Origin of the sequence: Massilia sp. PAMC28688 (genome assembly GCF_019443445.1) — a bacterium.
GTDB lineage: Bacteria > Pseudomonadota > Gammaproteobacteria > Burkholderiales > Burkholderiaceae_D > Telluria_A.
This window is the reverse complement of record NZ_CP080378.1, coordinates 2,098,017-2,116,231: the sequence shown is the minus strand read 5'-3', so window position 1 is coordinate 2,116,231 and position 18,215 is coordinate 2,098,017. Positions and strand designations below refer to the sequence as shown.

Sequence of the window (18,215 nt, the reverse complement as noted above, 5' to 3'; positions counted from 1 at the left end):
ACCTGCCGCCATCGGAGCGGCCGCCCGTATTGACGGGCGTTGTGTCAACTGTGCATGCCCGAGGGCGTTCCTTCCAGGCCGAAATGCTGCCACGCGCGGCGCAGCTGGGTATCGGAGCTGAACCCGGCCGTGGCCGCTGCCTGCGTCACATTGTTCCCCGAGCGCAGCGCTGTCTGCGCCACTGCCAGCCGGATGCGGCGCAGGTATTCCAGCGGCGCGATGCCGGCGTATTCCAGGAACAGGCGTGTCAGATGGCGCGGCGATGTGTGCGCCATGGCCGCCATGGCCGGTACGGTCCAGGCTTGCTGCGGCGCCTGGGTGACGGCGTCCTGCACCCGGTGCAGGGCAGGATGAATATGGTTGCGGTAAGCGAGAAAGGGCGAGAGCTCCGGGTCGTTGGGACCGCGCCGCAGTGGCACCACCATGTTCTGGGCCACCTCGGCTGCGAGGGCGGGGCCGCATGCCAGCCCGATCCGGTGCAGCATGAGGTCCAGGCCGGTCGTGACGCCGGCGCTGCTCCACACCGGGCCATCCTGCACAAACACGCGGTTGCGTACCACCATGCAGCCCTGGCCGGTTTGCTGCAGCTCGTCGAGGTGATGGTGGTGGGTTGTGGCGCGGCGGCCGTGGAGCAGCCCGGCGTGGGCCGCAATGACCGATCCGGCGCAGATCGTCATCAGCTCGGTGCCGCCCTCGGCCAGGTCGAGACGGCGCAGCCAGGCCAGCAGCTCGCGGGTGGCGTTATCATCGGCCAGCGTTTCCTGCCCCGGGCGCCCCACCAGCACGATCCAGTGCTGCCCCTCGGGCAACTGCTGCGGCAAGGGTTCCAGCCCGCTGACGGCAATGCCCACCGACGTGGCGCAGCTTGCCTGCGGGCCGCAAAAGCGCATGGCGAACGGCGCGGCCTGTCCTTGCAGGCGGCGAATCTGGCTGGCGATGCGCAGCGCTTCGGCGGGACCGGCCCAGTCCATGATCAGGCTGTCCGGCAGGAGCATGAACCAGACCGTGATCATGACCCAGACCCCGCGCGCGCCAGTGCCTGCTGCACCGTGCACACGGTGGCAAAGCGTTCATGCAGCACGGTGACGGTACGGGCGGTGATGTCGGCGGCGGACAGGGGCGTGCCGTCCGGCTGCAGCATGTCAAAGGTGAGCGTGGCGTCGGCCACGTAGTCGACTTCCCAGCCCAGGTCGGAAGCATGGCGGGCCGTGGTTTCGCAGCACTGCTCGGTGCGGATACCGCTGATGATGACGCGGCGCACACCTTCTCTGATGAGCCAGACATCAAGGCCGGTGCCCACCAGGGCGCTGTGGCGGCTCTTGTGTGCCTCAAAGGCGGGCGTAAACGCCGCCAGAGCATCGAGCGGGCGCACATGGCCGGAGGCGAGCGCAAACGGATTGGCAGGCGCATCCGGCTCCACGTGCAGCACGCGCGCGACCGGCACGCCGCGCTGTACGCAGCCCTCGATCAGGGCATTCTGGTGCACCAGGTAGGCGTCCATGGCGCCGGCATGGTAGTAGGGGCGGTGGCGGAACGATTCCTGAGCATCGATCACAATCAGACAGCTTTGCATGGCGGTTTCCTTGGCAGTGGGGAGAACAGCCACCATAGTATCGGGGCAAAGCGGCATGGTCCGCTCAGCGCCAGCCATGTTTCGATCATTTCAGGACATCAGTAGTGGGGCGGGCGCTCATTCAGGAGCAGGCCTGGCGTGGCCTGGGCATTGTTGCGAATGTGTTCGCCCAGCTTGTTGACCAGCGCTTCGAGCTGGTCGATGCGCAGGCTTTGCTGATACACCATCTGGTTGAGCGCTTCCACCAGGTCTTCCTGGTAGGCGAGCTTGATTTCAATGTCGACGAAACGGTCTTCCTGGTTCACTGCGCAGCTCCTGGCTGAATTAAGATTTGGGCGTGGACAGCAGGGCCTTGAGGCTGGCCAGGCGGTCTTTCGGGGACAGGGTTTCGGCCTCGGTCGGCACGGCGGTGCCCACATCGAGCTCCATCTCCTTGATGAAACGCGACACATCGCAATGGACTTGTTCGCCCGCGCGCTTGCGCTTCTTGCACCAGGTCAGGTGCAAGGTGCGCTGGGCACGGGTGATGCCCACATACATCAGGCGCCGCTCTTCCTGGATGCGGGCGGCGATCACCTCCACCGGCGCGTCCGGGTCGCCCTTGTGCGGCAGGATGCCTTCTTCCACGCCCACCAGGAACACATGCGGATATTCCAGGCCCTTGGAGGCGTGCAGGGTCGACATGCGCACCGCGTCCGGCTCCTCGTCCTGGCCTTCCAGCATGCTCATCAGGGCCACCATCTGGGTCAGCTCCAGCAGATTCTTTTCCTCGCCCTGCTTGTCCTTGCCGCCGTTGCCGCGCTCCTTGAGCCAGTTGATGAACTCCATCACGTTCTGCCACTTGCTCTGTGCGGCGCGCTCTTCGAACACGTCGTACAGGTAGCTCTCGTACGCGATCTCCTTCATCATGTCGTCCAGTACGGCGGCCGCATTCTCGCCGCTGCCGGAGGGACCGGGGCGGCTGGCGCGCGCTTCGAGCTGATTGATGAAATTGCAGAAGTCGCGCAGGGGCAGCAGTTGGCGGTCTGGCAGCAGCGCTTCGATGCCGCCCTTGAAGGTCGCTTCAAACAGCGAACAGTTCCACTGCTTGGAAAAGGCACCCAGCACTTCCAGTGTGGCCATGCCGACCCCGCGCTTGGGCGTGGTGACGGCGCGAATGAAGGCCGGGTCATCGCCATCGTTGGCGATCAGGCGCAGGTAGCTGATGATGTCCTTGATTTCAGCCTTGTCGAAAAAGCTCTGGCCGCCCGAAATGGTGTACGGAATGCGTTCCTTGCGCAGCGACTGTTCGATCACGCGCGCCTGGTGGTTGCCGCGATACAGGATGGCGTAATCGGACCACTTGTTCTTGCGCTGGAAATGGTCGGCCGAAATCATGATGGCAATCTGCTCGGCTTCCTGTTCGTCGGTCTGCATGCCCAGTACCTTGATTGGCTCGCCCAGGCCGTGCTCCGACCACAGCGACTTTTCAAACAGCTTGGGGTTGTTGCCGATGACCGCATTGGCGGCCTGCAGGATGCGCGTGGTGGAGCGGTAGTTCTGCTCCAGCTTGATCACGCGCAGGTCTGGAAAATCCTCCCCCAGCGTCTTCAGGTTTTCCACCGAGGCGCCGCGCCAGGCGTAGATGGCCTGGTCGTCGTCGCCCACAGCCGTGAACATGGGCTTTTTGCCAATCCCCGTCACCAGCAGCTTGACCAGCTCGTACTGGCAAGTATTGGTGTCCTGGTACTCGTCCATGAGCAGGTAGCGCAGGCGGCGCTGCCACTTGTCGCGGATCGGATCGTTGTTGCGAAACAGTTCCACCGGCAGGCGGATCAAATCGTCGAAGTCCACCGCCTGGTAGGCCTGCAGCGTGGCCACGTAGCTGCGGTACACGCGGGCGGCCAGGGCCTCGTCTTCATCCTTGGCCTGCTTGATCGCGTGTTCCGGGTCCACCAGGCCATTCTTCCACAGCGAGATGGCGGTCTGGATGGCGCGGATGATCTGCTTGTCGGTGGTGATCGCCAGGTCCTGCACCAGGCCGTAGCAGTCATCGCTGTCCATGATGGAGAAGCGGTCCTTCAGGCCCACGCCGGCCGCTTCCTGGCGCAGGATCTTCACGCCCAGCGAGTGGAAGGTGGAAACCGTGAGCTGCTTGGCCTGGCGCGGCTGCTTGAGCAGCTTGGCGATCCGCTCCTGCATTTCGAGCGCCGCCTTGTTGGTGAAGGTGAGGGCGGCGATGGTGCGCGGATCGTAGCCGCGGTCCTCGATCAGGTGCGCGATCTTTTGCGTGATCACCCGCGTCTTGCCCGAGCCGGCACCGGCCAGCACCAGGCACGGGCCGTCCAGGTACAGCACAGCTTCGCTCTGCGGGGCATTGAGGCCAAACTTGGGAGTGGAGGACATCGGCGGGTGACTTTCGAAAACAGCCCGCCATTGTAGCGCACCGCCGGGCCGCGCTATCGTAGAATACAGAACATGAAAACACTCCTGCTGACAATGCTGGGCGTACTCGCCCTGCCAGCCCGGGCCGAGCCGCTGGTGGTCGCGGCCGCGTCCGACCTGACCTACAGCATTGGCGAACTGGCCGACGCCTTCCGCAAGCAGGCGCCGGGAGTGGAGCTCAAGACCTCGCTTGGCTCATCTGGCAATTTTTTCGCGCAAATCAAGAACGGCGCCCCGTTTCACGTCTTTTTGTCGGCCGACATGATGTATCCGCAGCGGCTGGCGGCCGAAGGCGCCGCCGACGGTGCCACGCTCACCACCTATGCCATCGGGCGCCTGGCCCTGTGGACGCTGGACCCGCGCTTTGACCTCAGGCAGGGCATGGCCGTGTTCAGGGATGCGCGCCTGGCGCGGGTGGCAATCGCCAATCCCCAGGTGGCGCCGTATGGCATGGCCGCGCGGGCCGCGCTGCAGCATCACGGCGTGTGGGATGCCGTGTCCGGCAAGCTGGTGCTGGGCGAAAATATCGCCCAGACCGCGCAGTTTGTCCAGACCGGCAATGCCCAGGTGGGCGTGGTGTCCTACGCCACCGTGCTGGCACCGCGCCTGAAGGGCGTGGGCAGCTACTACCTGGTGCCACAGGCAGGACTGGCGCCGATCGAACAGGGCGCCATCCTCACCGCGCGCGGCAAGGGCCATCCGGCCGCGGCGCGCTTCATGCAGTTCCTGCACTCGCCTACGGCGCGCGCCATCTTGCAGCGCCACGGCTTTGGCCTGCCACCCGCCAAACATGCTTGACTGGTCGTTCCCTCCCGGCCTGTGGGAAGCGATTGGCCTGACCCTGAAGCTGGCGGCCGTCTCGTCGCTGGCGCTGCTGGCCATCGGCATCCCGCTCGCGCACTGGCTCACCAGCAGCCGCATGCGCGGCGTGATCGTGGCCGAGACGCTGGTCAGCCTGCCCATCGTGCTGCCGCCCACCGTGATCGGCTTCTACCTGCTGGTCCTGATGTCGCCCGGCCAGCCGGTGGGCGCGGCCTGGGTCCACGTGTTTGGCCAGCCGCTGCCGTTTTCCTTCACCGGCCTGGTGATCGGCTCCATCATCTACAGCCTGCCATTTGCAGTGCAGCCAATCCAGGCGGCGTTTCGCGCCGTGCGGCCCGAGATGGTGCAGACCGCGCTGGCGCTGGGCCTGACGCGGCGCCAGGTGTTCTGGTCCATCATCCTGCCGCTGTCGAAAAATGGCGTGCTGGCCGGCGCCTCGCTCAGCTTTGCCCACACCATGGGCGAATTCGGCGTGGTACTCATGTTGGGCGGGAATATCGAAGGCCAGACGCGCGTGGCCTCGATTGCCCTGTATGACGAGGCGCAGCAGCTTCACTACGACACGGCGCACGCCTACGCCCTGGTGCTGCTGGCGATTTCCTTCCTCATCCTCATCACCATCGCCGTGCTGCAGCGGCGCCAGCACCGCATGCTGCTGGGCGCCTGACCGCCAGCGAGTACGGCCACCATCGCAGTTGCCAGCGCGCATTACCTGGCCGTTTTGTCACTGCTTGCGTTACCATGACTGGATCGGCGCCTGTGCCAGCCATTGACGACACCATCATGAAATTTGAACACCTCATCGAGATCAACGACCCGCTCAATCCCCTGATCGACACCATCACGCGCGACCAGCTGTGGCGTGGGCTGGTGCTGCGGGCCGACTCGCCCAAGCTGTTCGTGCCGCACCTGGACGAATGCACCATCGACGAGCGCGAAAGCGGCAGCTTCCGGCGCCGCCTGCGCTACGGCGAGCTCGAAATCGTCGACCGCGTGTTCCTCACGCCGCTCGAACAGGTGCGCTACGAAGTGGCGGCGCAGGGCGAGATCAGCGCCTCGAGCCTGACCATGACGATTGAAGCGCCGTCCGAGCACACGCTGTACGTGCGCTTCCTGTACGACGACGGCCACGATGCCGCGACCGATGCCGCCAATGCCATGTACGATGAATTCCGCAAGTCCGCGTACCAGGAAGCGGACATTGACACCATCCGTGTGGTGCGCGAACTGGCCGCGCAGGGGCGCCTGGACGCCAGTTACCTTAACTAGAATCGATTCATTGATCGGGTATGGCCAGCATCAACGATCAATCCCGTTGCGCGCTCTGAACGCGCACACGATGGCGGGCTTGGTACACCTGCATCCTGGCCAGGGCCGGTCATACGCCCGGTAGCACCTCGGGGGCGTCCACCACGGCCGGCGCCCCCTTTTCCAGTTCTGCCGCCAGGTCGCGCAGCGCCGTGCGCACACCCTCCTCGATGACGGGGTGGTAGAACGGCATGTCCAGCATCTGCGCTACCGTCATGCGGGCCTGGCAGGCCCACGACAGCAAGTGCGCCAGATGCTCCGCGCGCGGCCCGATCATCTCGGCGCCCAGGAAGCGGCCAGTCGCGTACTCGCCATATACCCGCAGCATGCCGTGATTTTGCAGCATCACGCGGCTGCGGCCCTGGTTCGTAAACGACACCTTCCCAATGGCGAACTTGTGCTGACCTGTGACACACAGCTCGCGGTAGCTCTCGCCGAGGGTGGCGATTTGGGGCTCGGTGAAAGCGATGGCCAGCGGCGTGCGGCGCAGTCCGGGCAGCACGTTCGGGAAGCGGCCCGCGTTATCGCCTGCGATCCTGCCATGGTCGGCCGCCTCCGGCAGCACGGGACGCTCGTTGTTGGCATCGCCGGCGATGAAAATATGGCTGGTCCCGCACTGCATGGTGAGGGGATCGAACAGCGGGATGCCCTTCTCATCGAGTTCGAGACCGGTATGCTCGATGCCGATCTGGTGCACATTGGGCGTGCGGCCGACGGCGACCAGCACGAACTGAAAGCGCTCGCTGCGGGTGTTGCCCGACGCATCGCGTGACTCGAGCAGCACCTCCTCGCCATCCTGGCGCGCGCCCACGACGGCGTGCTGGAAGCGCAGGTCAAGTTCCGCGCCCAGCGTCTGCGCGGCCACGTGCAGCACCTCCGGATCGCTGATCTGTGCCACGCTGCCGCCGCGCGCAAAAAAGCTCACGCGCACGCCCAGGCGGCTCAGCGCCTGGCCCAGCTCCAGGCCAATCACACCGGTGCCGATGACGGCGACCGAGGCTGGCAGGTCGGTCCACTCGAACACCGCATCGCTCACGATCACACCCTTGCCCACATTGGCAAGCTGCGGCGGCATGGTGGCGGTGGAGCCGGTGGCGATGACGACACTGGCCGCCTCGACCGACGTATGCTCCCCCACCACGAGCGCGTGCGGGCCGGTGAAGCGCGCATGGCCCCGCAGCTTGTCCTCGGCCGGAATACTATCGACGCCTTCGAGGACAAAGCCCACGAAGCGGTCCCGCTCGCGGCGCACGCGGGCCATGACCTGCTGGCCATCGATCCTGGTCGGGCCGGGATGGACGCCAAAGCCGGGCGCCAGCGCCGTCATGTGGGCCGCTTCGCTGGCGGCGATGAGCAGCTTGCTCGGCATGCATCCCACGCGGGCGCAAGTGGTGCCATAAGGGCCGCTCTCAATCACGACCACGCGCTTGCCCTGGGCGCGCGCTGCGCGATAAGCGGCCAGGCCGGCGGTACCGGTGCCAATGACGGCAACATCGACGGAAACAGTCTTCATAGCAGGCATCCAGCATAAACGTTTGATGCCCCGATTCTATACGGCCCGCACAATACGCGCTGACACCGGCCTCCTCCGTTCTCCCCCCTCCCCCGGGGTCAGACCACTTAAACGGGGCAAAATCAATTGTTTCCCCGAAATTCGCACCTTCTTGGCATCCTCCGAGCAGCCATGGTTCCGCACGCGCGACGATCACCGCGCGCCTTTCTTGCGCAGAATCGAATGCAGGCAGGGCGACGACCGCGAAAAATCCCGCGATCAATATCGCTGCAGAAAAATTGCAAAAAGCCGTTTTAAGTGGTCTGACCCCGAGCTGAGGGATTGCCGGATCGCTGCTTTTCGATTACTGACGGACGCATTTCGGTCGAGGTCTGACCACTTAAACGCAGTCAAATCAATTGTTTCGGTGAATTTCAAATCGCATCGGTAACCGTTGCGCGGCATTGGTTCCCTTTACACCGGTCGATTGCCGCCGTGCGTTTGCGCGCGGGCAGAAGACGTGCGTGGCAAGCTCGCACAACTGCAGGCACGCAATAGCACGAGGGTAAAGTTGCAAAAAGCCGTTTTAAGTGGTCTGACCCTGGTGTTGGGAAAGAAAATCGGGCTAGATGTCGAGGGGGTCGACTTCCAGGCTCCATTTGACGCGCGCTTTCATGTCGCGCAGCTGGGCCAGCCAGGCTTTGAGGAAGGCCTGCAGAGCCGGGCGCGAAGCGCTTTCCACCAGCAACTGCGCACGCTCGACGTTGTGCACGCGCGTCATGGTCATCGGGATCGGGTCGTTGATGGTGATGCCGTCATGGACCAGGCAGTCACGCGCCGCTTGCAGGAACGCCATTGCCAGCGCCAGCTCGCGCGCTTCGGCACGCAGCAATGCCTGGTACATATAGGGCGGCAGCGCCGCCTGCCGCCGCTCTTCCAGCAGGCTGCCGGCGAAACGGTCATAGTCATGCCGCACCACCGCCGAATACAGGGGGTGCGCGGCGTAGCGGGTCTGGATCAGCACTTCGCTCACGCTCGCCCCTTCGCCCCGCGCCGCCCGCCCCGCCCGCCCTGCCACCTGCATCAGCTGCGCAAACAGCCGTTCGCTGGCACGGTAATCCTGCGAAAACAGCGCCGTGTCGGGATTGAGGATGCCCACCAGTGTGAGCTTCTTGAAGTCGTGGCCCTTGGCCACCATCTGGGTGCCGATCAGGATGTCGACCTCACCCCGGTGAACGCTGTCGAACGCGGCCTGGGCGCTGCCTTTGAGGCGCGTCGAGTCGGCGTCGATGCGCAGGATGCGGGCCGCGGGGAACATCTGCTGCAGGCCTTCTTCCACCCGCTGCGTGCCCCGTCCAAGCGGCTGCAGGTCGACATTGCCGCAGGTGGGACAGTGACGCGGGATGCGCAGCTCCAGGCTGCAGTGATGGCAGCGCAGCCGGTGCTCCGGCTTGTGCAGCACCATGAAGGAGGTGCAGCGCGTGCAGTTGCTGATCCAGCCGCACGATTCGCAGCAGATCACGGGGGCATAGCCGCGTCGGTTCAGGAACAGCAAGGATTGCTCCCCGCGCTCCAGACGCTGGCGCAGCGCCGCAAGCAGGTGCGATGTCAGCCCGTCCTTCGGCTTGTCGCGCTCCATGTCGAGCAGTTTCACGCGCGGCAGTACCGCGTCCTTCACGGCCCGCTCCCGTAGTTCAAGCTTGCGGTAGCGCCCAGAACCGGCATGATGCCAGGTCTCCAGCGAGGGAGTGGCCGATCCGAGCACGATGGGGATGCCGAGCTGGCGCGCGCGCCACACGGCCAGGTCGCGCGCCGAGTAGCGCAATCCTTCCTGCTGCTTGTACGAGGGGTCGTGCTCTTCGTCGATGACGATCAGTTTGAGCTGCGGCAGCGACGCCAGGATCGATAGCCGCGTGCCCAGGATGATCCTGGCCTTGCCCTGGTGGGCGGCGAGCCAGTGCAGCATGCGTTCGCCCTCCGACAGGCTGCTGTGCAGCGTCGCCAGCATCACGCCGGGAAAGCGGGCGCGGATGTTCCCTTCCAGCTGAGGGGTGAGATTGATTTCCGGGACCAGGATCAGAATCTGGCCTTCGCTTTCACGCGCCAGCACCTGGGCGCACGCCTGCAGGTACACCTCGGTCTTGCCGCTGCCGGTGACGCCATACAGGAGCAGCGGCGTAAAGCCCACAGCGCCGCCGATGGCGTCTGCCGCCTGCTGCTGGGCGTCGTTCAGCACCGGCATGTCGACCGGCGCGCTGTCGTGTACCAGGCCGTGTTTGGCCAGCTTCTTGAGCGCGCGGTCCAGGTTGACCGTGCCCGCCACGCGCAGGTTCCTCGGCAATCCCGGCAGCGCAACTTCTCCCAGTGGACGCTGGTAGTAGTCCGCTGCAAAAGCGGCCAGCGCCAGCCACTGGGTCGACAGGGGAGCAAGCTGGCTGCGTACCGCCAGGGCATCCTTGAGCTTTTCGGGGGCGACTTCGGTCGTGTCGCCAACCCCGGTAATGAGCCCGACTACTTCCCGATGCGCAAACGGCACCAGCACCAGCTGCCCCACGCACGGCCGGGGGCCATCGTCGCCACGCCAGCGATAATCAAAGCTGCTGTTGAGCGGAGTGTCGAGCGCAACGGTGAGTATGCAAGTTGCCATGGGCATGCGCCGGCTTCAAGTGGATGGAAAACAATGATGGACCGGCTGTGGACAACTTTGTGGACAACGACAAATATGCCCGCCATTAATTTTGCGATTGCTCAATACGCCGTCAGAAATACCAGAAATCACAAAAATAATACCGTTTAAAATCAAGTACTTGAACCACCCTTGCCCGAGGCCGGTATTCCAGGGTGGTTTCTCTTCAATTGTGTATAACCAGCTGGCCCCGCACCATTGCCGCGTTTATCTGTTGCCATCGCGATGGCGTGGTCCGAGGCCGACGGGCAAATGCAAATCATGGCAAAAAATCATGCACCGCAGCACAAACTTAAAGTAAAACCTGCGCTTGTGCGCTAAGTGCCCGTATACGAAGCACTTTATGGTTTTATCCCCACAGCCTGTTGATAACTTTGTGGACAAGACCGGGGAACTTGCAGCCGTACGCCAGGAAAACAGCGGGGATGGCCCGCTGTCCACCCAAATAACTCATCAATTAACACTGATTAATCAAGTACTTGCCGGGACGGAGCCGGTTGTCGCGCTCACACTGCCGCGTTTTTTATCTGGACGAAAAATTGTGAATAACTGCGATGCGTGTGCTGCGGCGCAGCGTGCGGTGGTAACCCATTCAGCAGCTCGACCGCCGTCCGTCCAACGCTTCAGGTAGCGCAACTACATCATGCGCGCTGGCGCCGGCTGAAGTCATGCACCGCTTCCACCATGGCGGTTACCGACTCGGGCGGCGTGAACTGCGAAATGCCATGGCCCAGGTTGAACACGTGGCCGGAGCCGGGCGTGGGCCTGCCGTAGGCGATCAGCGTGCGCTCGACCTCGGCGCGAATCTGCTCCGGGCTGGCGAACAGGATGGCAGGGTCGAGATTGCCCTGCAGCGCCACCTTGTGGCCGACCAGCGCGCGCGCGCGGCCCAGGTCCACGGTCCAGTCCAGGCCCACGGCATCGGCGCCGATGTCGGCGATCTGGTCCAGCCACAGGCCGCCGCCCTTGGTAAAAGCCACCACGGGAATGCGCACGCCATCCTTTTCGCGCTTGAGCTGCCCCACCACCTGCTGCATGTACTGCAGCGAGAAGCTCTGGAAGGCGCCGTCGGCCAGCGCCCCGCCCCAGGAGTCAAAAATCATCACGGCCTGTGCGCCGGCGTCGATCTGGGCATTGAGGTACTCGGCCACCGCGGCCGCATTGACCGACAGGATGCGGTGCATCAGGTCAGGGCGGCTGTACAGCATTTTTTTGATGGTGTGGAATTCCTTGGAGCCCTGGCCTTCCACCATGTAGCACGCCAGCGTCCACGGGCTGCCGGAAAAGCCGATCAGCGGCACCCGGCCATTGATTTCGGTACGAATCTGGGTCACGGCCTTGAATACGTAGTCGAGCGACGCCATGTCCGGTGAGCGCAGCGCCATGACGTCGGCTTCGGTGCGCAGCGGGCGCTCGAACTTGGGGCCTTCGCCATCAGCAAAATACAGGCCCAGTCCCATGGCGTCCGGCACCGTCAGGATGTCCGAGAACAGGATCGAGGCGTCCAGCGGAAAGCGGTCCAGCGGCTGCAGCGTCACTTCGGTGGCGTAGTCGGGGTTTTTCGCCAGGCCCAGGAACGAGCCGGCCCGTTCGCGCGTGGCGCGGTATTCGGGCAGGTAGCGGCCCGCTTGCCGCATCAGCCACACAGGCGTGTACTCGGTCGGCTGGCGCAGCAGCGCTCGCAGGAAGGTGTCGTTCTGGAGGGGGGCGAATTGTGGCATGGCAGACAATCGAAAGCTAAAATGAAGGCGCTATTATCGCATCCCCGGCCACACGGCCGCGCTCGTCGCGTTGCACCGGGCGTTCCATTTCTCTATGATGCTTGACCAACCTAATGAAAAGCAGCCATCCGATGCCAGCCTCCCCCAGCAAGAACGCCGCGCCATGCGGTACGTGGCCTTCCCCGATCAGCGCCGCCGCCGTCGCCGCCGGTTCCATACCGCTGTCGATGCCGCTCCTGGACGGCACCGATGTGTACTGGCTGGCCGGCCTGCCCGCAGAAGCCGGACGCACCACCGTGATGCGCCGGCGCGGCGGCAAGGTCAAGGCCATGACGCCGGCACCGTTCAATGCCCGCTCCCGGGTGCATGAATACGGCGGCGGTGCATTCCTGGCAGCCCATGGCGCCCTGTATTTTTCGCACTTTGCCGACAACCGCGTGTACGTGGTCAAATGGGACGGGGAACCGGAGCCGGTCACGCCAGCAGGACCGTACCGCTACGCCGACTTCGCCCTGGACCTGGGCCAGGGCCGCCTGATCGCGGTGCGCGAAGACCACACCAACGGCAGCGCGCAGCCTGTCAATACCATCTGCAGTGTGGGCCTTGACGGCACGGTAACGGTGCTCGCTTCCGGCCACGATTTCTACAGCGCCCCGCGCGTTTCGCCCGACGGCAGCGCACTCGCGTTCATGAGCTGGGACCATCCGCGCATGCCGTGGCAGGGCACGCAGCTGTGGGTGGCCGACCTGCAGGGCGATGGCACCCTCGGCACGCCGCGCCTGGTGGCGGGCGGCCCTGATGAAGCCATCTGCCAGCCCGAGTGGTCGCCTGCGGGCGAACTGCATTTTGTCTCCGACCGCAGCGGATGGTGGAATCTGTATGCGCAGCGCGCCGGTAGCATCCACGCCCTGTGTCCGCGCGAGGCCGAATTCGCCACGCCGCACTGGTCTTTCGCCAATTCCATGTATGGCTTTGCCGCCGGCGGCGAGATTATATGCACCTATATTGACAATGGCACCAGCCGCCTGGCGCGCCTGGCGGGCGGTGAACTGCACGATATCGCCAATCCCTACCAGGAGATCCGCGAACTGCGCGTGCAGGGCAGCTGCGCCGTGCTGCTGGGCGGCGCGCCCACCATCGCGCTCGAGGTGGCGTGCATTGACCTGGCTACCGGCGGGCGCGAAGTGCTGGCGCGCTCGATTGAACAGCTCCCGGCGCAGGGCTACCTGTCGGTGCCCGATACGGTGAGCTTTCCCACCAGCGGCGGGCGCACCGCGCATGCCTTTTTCTACCCGCCCACCAATGCCGATGTCTCGGCAGACGGCAGCCAGCCACCCCTGATGGTCATCGGCCACGGCGGCCCCACCGGCATGGCCAGCAGCACCCTCAAGCTGGCCACCCAGTTCTGGACCAGCCGTGGCTTCGCGGTGCTGGACGTGAACTATGGCGGCAGCAGCGGCTTTGGCCGCGCCTACCGCGACGCCCTGCGCGGCCAGTGGGGCGTGATCGATGTAGACGATTGCGTGGCCGGTGCGCGCTACGTGGCCGAACGCGGCTTGGTGGACCCAGACAAGATGGTCATCCGCGGCGGCAGCGCCGGCGGCCTCACGGTACTGTGCGCGCTTGCCTTCCATGACGTGTTCAAGGCCGGTGCCAGCTACTACGGCGTGTCCGACCTGCAGGGGCTGGACGACGACTCGCACAAGTTCGAGTCGCACTACAACGAATACCTGATCGCGCCCAAGCCGCAGGCGGCGGCCCTGTACCGGGAACGCTCGCCCATCCACCACACCGGCCGGCTCAAACGGCCCATGATTTTTTTCCAGGGCCTCGATGACAAGGTGGTGCCCCCGCAGCAGTCGGAAATAATGGTGGAGGCATTGAAGAACAACGGCGTGCCGGTGGCCTACATGCCGCTTGAGGGCGAGGGACACGGTTTTCGCAAGTCCGACAGCATCGTGCGCACGCTGGAAGCTGAGCTGTACTTTTACCTGCGCATCTTCGGCATGGCGCCTGCCGGCGATGCGCCACCGGTGACGATCGAGAACCTGCCTGCATGACCACACCAGCACTGCAGGCGGCATTCGATGCACTGAGCGGCAACCAGAAGCTGATTCTGGCCCTCATGGCGATGGCAGGCGAGCCAATGGGCCGCGTACGCATTGCCGAACACCTCAAGCAGGCGCAGGTAAGCGACGCCGACGACGACCAGATGGCGCACGACCTGGCCAAGATGCAGGCGGCCGGCATGGCCTCGCAGGTGACCACCCGCGGCTGGGTGGCCAGCGCCGATCTGGCCTGGCCAGCCATGAAGGCGGCGCTCGACGCCGGCCACTTCGCTCCCCTGTGGTCGGCCTATGTCGACTTGACGCCGCTGCGCCGCAACTGGGAGGGCAATGCCATTCTGCGCAGCTACCGCCAGGGTGTGGCGCTGCTGCGCATGGCGCTGGTGGGCGGCGCGCCGCCATCGGAAGTGATGGCGCTGCTGGCGTCCTGCATGAGCTGCCACGAGGCCAGCTACCTGCATCCGATCATCGATATCTGTGCCCGCCCGTTCGAGCCCGAGATGCTGGCCCGCATCCACCCGTCGATGCGCGACCAGGTGCTCACGGTCCTGATCGACCATTCGCAGCGCGAGCCACTGCTGGCGCCACTGGTGCGGCCCTTCGCCGAGCGCCACCTGGCCAACGCCTCGTCTTCCATGGCGCTGCGGGTGGCCATGACGGAGCACTTCATTCTGTGCGCACGCCTGGCCGACGCAGTGCAGGCAATCAAGGGCCTGGACGAATCACAGGCGCTGTACTTCAGCAGCGCGATCCTGATGCTGCGCGACGACGTGGCTGCCGCGCTGACCGGCTTCGAGGCGGCCCTCAAGGCGTTACGGCGCGAGTCGGGCAAGCGCAAGGCTTACTTTTCCGGCATCGGCGGCTACCTGTACGTGCTCGGCATGCTGCGCAGCGGCGACCCCAGGCAGCTCAAGAATGCCGACGCCTACCTCGATATCGCCACGCGCGCGGTGCAGAACCACGACACCGCCGCCTACCAGCAACTGAGCATGCTGCGCCAGGTCCGCGCCGGCACGGTCGATCCGGAAGTGTTCCCCACCCGCAGTTGGGAAACCGCGATGCAGCCCTTCATGCTGCGTGCGCTGATGCACTTCTGGCTCTCGCAGCCGCAGCTGCAGGACAAGCGCGCGGCGCTGGAAGACATGCTGGCAATTTCCGAGCAGGCGGGCTTTGACCTGATCAGCGCCCAGCTGGCATCGGTGCTGGGTCATCTGGGCGGCGTCAGCCACGAGCGGCGCGCCACCGAGCTGCGCCAGGTCCACCATGTCTCGGACATGGCGCTCTGGTTCGCGCGCGAGGAAGCGTGGGAGCGCCAGCTCAATGCCCTCATCAACCTGCAGCCGCCGGTCAATGCAGAAGTGGTCAAGGAAGCGCGCCTGGTGTGGCTGGTCAAATACGACGCCCACTGGGGCATCCAGAGCCTGGAGCCGCGCGAGCAAAAGCGCGATGCGCAGGGTGGCTGGAGCCGCGGCCGCCCGGTGGCGTTGAAGCGCCTGTACGAGGACGGCGACAAGATGGATTTCCTGACCGCGCAAGACCTTGTCGTCACGCGCCTGATCCAGGAGCTGCGCTACTACAGCGGTGGCTACCGCTACGAACTCGATGATGAAGCAGCCATCGTGGCCCTCATTGGCCACCCCCTGCTGTTCTGGATGGAGTCTCCCGGCACGCGGGTCGAAGTGCTGCCGGGGGAGCCGGAGCTGCTGGTCAAGGCCGACCCGGTCAACGTGACCATCACCATGCGCCCGCCCGTCACCGGGGCCGACGACGATGTGCTGATCACGCGCGAAACGCCAACCCGGCTGCGCGTGGTGCGCGTGACGGACGAACACCGCCGCATCGGCTCCATCATCGGTGAAAAGGGGCTGGTGGTGCCGCTGGCGGCCGAAAAGCAGGTGCTCAAGGCGATCAGCGCCATTTCGTCCATCGTCACCGTGCAGTCGGACATTGGCGGCGGCGCCGCCGACATCGCGCAGGTGCCGGCCGACAGCCGCATGCACGTGCACCTGCTGCCCTACCAGCAGGGACTGCGCATGCAGATCCAGGTGCGGCCGCTGCCGGGGTCCGGTGCCTATTACACGCCCGGCTCCGGTGCCGAGAGCGTGATTGCCGACGTCAACGGCGTGCGCACCGAAGCGCGGCGCGACCTCAATGCCGAGCGCGAAGCCGAGCGCCAGCTGGTGGCCGCCTGCCAGGCACTGGAGGAAGCCGAACTCGATCACGGCGAATGGCTGATCGGCCAGCCCGTGATCTGCCTGGAGCTGCTGACCGAACTGCAGGCCATGGACCCGGCGCGCGTCATCATCGCCTGGCCCGAGGGCGAACCATTCCGGGTGACCCAGCAGGCCGACTCCAAGTCCATGCGCCTGTCCATCAAGCGCGACAAGGACTGGTTCGCGGCCAGTGGCGAGATCCAGGTGGACGAGAACCGCGTGCTCGACCTGCGCACCCTGCTCGATTCGCTCAAATCCAACCGCAGCCGCTTCGTGGCGCTGGGCGACAACCAGTTCATGGCCCTGTCGTCGGAACTGCACCGGCGCCTCATGGACCTGTCCAGCTTTGGCACCGAGCATGGCGGGGCCGTGCGCGTGCATGCGCTGGCCAGCTTTGCGCTGGAAGAACTGGCGCGCAGTGTGGACGCGGTCGACACCGACAAGGCCTGGCGCGAACACCTCAAGCGCATCGCATCGAGCGCGGCGTTTACGCCGGTGCTGCCCACCACCCTGCAGGCCGACCTGCGCGACTACCAGGTGGAAGGCTTCGAATGGCTGGCGCGCCTGGCGCACCTGGGCGTGGGTGCCTGCCTGGCCGACGACATGGGCCTTGGCAAGACACTGCAGGCGCTGGCCCTGATCGTCTCGCGCGCGCCGCAGGGTCCCACCCTGGTGATCGCGCCCACCTCGGTGTGCACCAACTGGATGGCCGAGGCGAGCCGCTTTGCCCCGACCCTGAACCTCAAGCTGTTCGGCAGCGGCGACCGGCTCGCCATGCTGGCCGATGCCGGTCCGTTCGACCTGGTGGTGGCCAGTTACGGCCTGCTGCAGCTCGAAGCGCCGCTCTTTGCCAAGGTACGCTGGACCAATATCGTGCTCGACGAAGCCCAGGCCATCAAGAACAACGCCACCAAGCGCTCGCAGGCCGTGATGGCGCTGCAGGGAGACTTCCGCATGGTGGCCACCGGCACGCCGCTGGAAAACCACCTGGGCGAATTGTGGAACCTGTTCAGGTTTATCAATCCCGGCCTGCTCGGTTCGGCGGACCAGTTCAACGTGCGCTTCGCAGGTCCCATCGAGCGTTCGCAGGACAAGGCGCTGGAGGCAGAAGCGCGCAGCCGGCTGCGGCGCCTGATCCAGCCTTTCATCCTGCGCCGCACCAAGGCCCAGGTGCTGGCCGAACTGCCACCGCGCACCGAGATCGTGCTGCCGGTTGAACTGACCGAGGACGAAACGGCGCTCTACGAATCACTGCGCCGCGACGCCATTGAAAAACTCACCACCACCGAAGCGCCGGAAGGCCAGAAGTCGATCCAGATCCTGGCCGAAATGATGCGTTTGCGCCGTGCCTGCTGCAACCCCAACCTGGTGGCACCCGAGCTGGCCCTCCAGAGCAGCAAGCTGCTGGCATTTTCGCGCCTGGTGGACGACCTGCTGGCCAACCGCCACAAGGTGCTGGTGTTCAGCCAGTTCGTGGACCACCTGACGCTGATCCGGCGCCACCTCGAAACGCGCGGCGTGAGCTACCAGTACCTGGACGGCGCCACCAGTATGCAGGAGCGCCAGAAGCGGGTGGAAGCGTTCCAGGGCGGTGAAGGCGATGTGTTCCTCATCAGCCTCAAGGCCGGCGGCGTGGGCATCAACCTCACCGCCGCCGATTATGTGATCCACATGGACCCGTGGTGGAACCCGGCGGTGGAAGACCAGGCCAGCGACCGCGCCCATCGCATGGGCCAGCAAAGGCCGGTTACAATCTACCGCCTGGTGGCACGGCATACCATCGAGGAAGGCATCGTGGAGCTGCACAAGCACAAGCGCGACCTGGCCGACAGCCTGCTCGAAGGCAGCGACGTGTCGGCCCGCCTGTCGCCGGACGACATGCTGCGCATGCTGCGCGAAGGCGCGTAGAA

At 65.1% G+C, this 18,215-nt stretch carries 12 protein-coding genes; 5 read left to right on the top strand and 7 right to left on the bottom strand.

The annotated features are described in order from the left end of the window. Positions 1-44 precede the first annotated feature (44 nt). The 4 genes from KY495_RS09515 to KY495_RS09500 form a co-directional block, all read right to left on the bottom strand. Positions 45-1,013: a GlxA family transcriptional regulator gene (locus KY495_RS09515; protein WP_219883406.1), complete on the bottom strand. Its 969-nt coding sequence runs from the start codon at positions 1,011-1,013 to the stop codon at positions 45-47. Then, positions 1,010-1,573 (bottom strand): isochorismatase family protein, encoded by a 564-nt coding sequence (locus KY495_RS09510; protein WP_219883405.1) that lies wholly within the window; start codon positions 1,571-1,573, stop codon positions 1,010-1,012. Before KY495_RS09510 ends, KY495_RS09515 begins: the two co-directional genes overlap by 4 nt. Before the next feature lie 98 nt (positions 1,574-1,671). Then, complete coding sequence (locus KY495_RS09505; RefSeq protein WP_219883404.1) at positions 1,672-1,878, bottom strand: SlyX family protein; 207 nt, start codon at positions 1,876-1,878, stop codon at positions 1,672-1,674. 19 nt (positions 1,879-1,897) lie between these two features. After that, positions 1,898-3,958 (bottom strand): UvrD-helicase domain-containing protein, encoded by a 2,061-nt coding sequence (locus tag KY495_RS09500; RefSeq protein WP_219883403.1) that lies wholly within the window; start codon positions 3,956-3,958, stop codon positions 1,898-1,900. A 72-nt stretch (positions 3,959-4,030) separates the two neighbouring features. On the opposite strand from KY495_RS09500, the gene modA reads away from it, so the two are divergent. The 3 genes from modA (at position 4,031) to KY495_RS09485 (ending at position 6,088) form a co-directional block, all read left to right on the top strand. Continuing rightward, positions 4,031-4,795 (top strand): molybdate ABC transporter substrate-binding protein, encoded by a 765-nt coding sequence (gene modA, locus KY495_RS09495; protein WP_219883402.1) that lies wholly within the window; start codon positions 4,031-4,033, stop codon positions 4,793-4,795. Continuing rightward, on the top strand, positions 4,788-5,486 hold the full coding sequence (modB, locus tag KY495_RS09490) for a molybdate ABC transporter permease subunit (RefSeq protein WP_219883401.1): 699 nt from the start codon (positions 4,788-4,790) through the stop codon (positions 5,484-5,486). The genes modA and modB overlap by 8 nt, the downstream gene beginning before the upstream one ends. Before the next feature lie 116 nt (positions 5,487-5,602). Then, positions 5,603-6,088, top strand: coding sequence for an SRPBCC family protein (locus KY495_RS09485; RefSeq protein WP_219883400.1), 486 nt, complete (start codon positions 5,603-5,605; stop codon positions 6,086-6,088). A gap of 109 nt (positions 6,089-6,197) precedes the next feature. Here KY495_RS09485 and KY495_RS09480 read toward each other — a convergent pair whose 3' ends face one another. The 3 genes from KY495_RS09480 to hemE form a co-directional block, all read right to left on the bottom strand. After that, a complete protein-coding gene (locus tag KY495_RS09480) occupies positions 6,198-7,640 on the bottom strand; it encodes a dihydrolipoyl dehydrogenase (RefSeq protein WP_219883399.1) in 1,443 nt (480 codons plus the stop codon). A 604-nt stretch (positions 7,641-8,244) separates the two neighbouring features. Beyond that, positions 8,245-10,266, bottom strand: a complete 2,022-nt coding sequence (locus KY495_RS09475) for a primosomal protein N' (RefSeq protein WP_219883398.1) — start codon at positions 10,264-10,266, stop codon at positions 8,245-8,247. Between the two features lie 680 nt (positions 10,267-10,946). Continuing rightward, entirely contained in the window at positions 10,947-12,026 is a 1,080-nt protein-coding gene (hemE, locus tag KY495_RS09470; protein ID WP_219883397.1) for a uroporphyrinogen decarboxylase, read from the bottom strand. Between the two features lie 131 nt (positions 12,027-12,157). Here hemE and KY495_RS09465 point away from each other — a divergent pair, with 131 nt between their 5' ends. Then, the gene (locus KY495_RS09465) at positions 12,158-14,086 is read left to right on the top strand and encodes a prolyl oligopeptidase family serine peptidase (RefSeq protein WP_219883396.1); all 1,929 of its coding nucleotides are present in this window, start codon (positions 12,158-12,160) and stop codon (positions 14,084-14,086) included. Next, entirely contained in the window at positions 14,083-18,213 is a 4,131-nt protein-coding gene (locus KY495_RS09460; RefSeq protein WP_219883395.1) for a DEAD/DEAH box helicase, read from the top strand. The genes KY495_RS09465 and KY495_RS09460 overlap by 4 nt, the downstream gene beginning before the upstream one ends. The last annotated feature ends 2 nt before the right edge of the window (positions 18,214-18,215 follow it).